This is a genomic window from Falsihalocynthiibacter sp. S25ZX9 (assembly GCF_041205405.1).
Taxonomy (GTDB): Bacteria; Pseudomonadota; Alphaproteobacteria; order Rhodobacterales; family Rhodobacteraceae; genus Falsihalocynthiibacter; species Falsihalocynthiibacter arcticus.
Genome location: NZ_JBGFCD010000059.1, coordinates 1 through 1,172 on the forward strand (window position 1 = coordinate 1; position 1,172 = coordinate 1,172).

The following is a 1,172-nucleotide window of genomic DNA, read 5'->3' on the forward strand; positions in this document are numbered from 1 at the left end:
GAGGCTGTGTGAAAACTCCCCCATTTTGATCCAGATGCTGCTATAATTTCCGTATTCGGTATGGAGGTTGTTCATGACGCATTTCATCGAAGGTTTAGACTGGCAGCGGACGATGTTACTGCCTGAACACCTCGACGATTATGTTGATGAGAATAGCCACGTCCGCGCCATTGATGCTTTCGCGGACATGCTTGATTTGGCGGTTCTTGGCTTCAGCGCGCAACCTGCCGCGACGGGTCGGCCCGGTTGTCATCCGGGGTTGATGCTGCGGATTTAACTGTATGGATATCTGAATCAAGTTCAATCATCACGACGGTTGGAACGTGCGTGCGGGCGCGATCTGGAGCTCATTTGGCTGACGGGTCGCTTGAAGCCCGCATGGAACGCACCCTGCGAAAGCTGGAACCTCTGCAAAAGGAGGCCTTGCGTTACAGATCAATTGAACAGCGGATGGATGAGACTGGAGAAACACAGGTCTCATTCAGCGATCCAGACGCCAGATCAATGGCAACAACAGCGCGCATGCCCCGTATTGTTGGCTATAATGTCCAAACGGCTGTCGAAGCCGATCACCACCTGATCGTTGCGCACGAAGTCACTATGCTTGGTTTTGATCGCGACGCTTTGTCGATGATGGCTGGGGCAGCGAACGACGTCATGACCACAGACCAGCTCACAGCAATCGCCCCCTCTCGTGCATGCTGCGCATACACTGCCGGGCAGTGGATAAGGGTTATTACAAGGGCGAGGAAATTGTCGCTAGCGAAGAGGCTGGTATCTCAGTTGTCGTTCCCAAACCGATGACATCAAATGCCGCTGCACGCGGTCAGTTTGATAAGGCTGACTTCGCCTATGACCGCGACCTGGATGTCTATGTCTGCCCAGCAGGCGAGAAACTGATCTACAGATTTACCGGCCAACAAGATGGGAAGGCCATCAGGTCATATTGGTCGGGGGCGTGCGCTGGTTGCGTCCCTCTCATTGATTGCTTTGCAATCAACTGCCGGGCAGCGGATCAAGACCAAATGCACAACGAGCAAAGACCGGCGTGTGCGTCGTTGGGAAAAAGAAGATGTTCTTGAGCGGGTGCAAGCACGACTGGATGCAAACCCAGCTCAACTGGCGGTCCGCAGCATGACCGTCGAACATCCCTACGGCACGATCAAATCATG

General features: G+C 53.9%; 2 protein-coding genes. Both read left to right on the top strand.

From position 1 onward, the window contains the following. The first annotated feature begins 73 nt into the window (after positions 1 to 73). On the top strand, positions 74 to 277 hold the full coding sequence (locus AB9F29_RS21235; protein WP_369757169.1) for a hypothetical protein: 204 nt from the start codon (positions 74 to 76) through the stop codon (positions 275 to 277). Between the two features lie 50 nt (positions 278 to 327). Continuing rightward, positions 328 to 804 carry a hypothetical protein gene (locus AB9F29_RS21240; RefSeq protein WP_369757170.1) on the top strand — a complete coding sequence of 159 codons (477 nt, stop codon included), beginning with the start codon at positions 328 to 330 and terminating at the stop codon, positions 802 to 804. Positions 805 to 1,172 lie beyond the last annotated feature (368 nt).